Annotated in this window: 1 pseudogene; it reads right to left on the reverse strand. The window is 40.3% G+C overall.

Features of this window, described 5'->3' with window-relative positions:
* Window positions 1-288 (reverse strand): annotated as a pseudogene (locus BOW55_RS20730) (T9SS C-terminal target domain-containing protein); the annotation flags it as partial.

The raw sequence follows: 288 nt of genomic DNA on the forward strand, positions 1-288 counted from the left end.
GTCTTTTTTCCAAGAATAAGTGTATGTTCCAGTTCCGCCGGTTACAGTCAAATCGATAGCTCCAGTTAATTGTCCGAAACATTTTACATCTGTTTTAGAATTTTCTGTAATGTTTATCGCAGCAGCAGGCTGTCCGATTGTAATTGTTTTAACAGCAGTACATCCGTTAGCATCCGTAACCGTTACTTCGTAAGTTCCAGCGCCAATTCCAGTTAAATCCTGAGAAGTTGCTGCAATTGCATTGGTGTCTTTTTTCCAAGAATAAGTGTATGTTCCAGTTCCGCCGTA

The sequence above is a fragment of the Flavobacterium sp. YO12 genome, from assembly GCF_004119495.1.
Lineage (GTDB): Bacteria > Bacteroidota > Bacteroidia > Flavobacteriales > Flavobacteriaceae > Flavobacterium.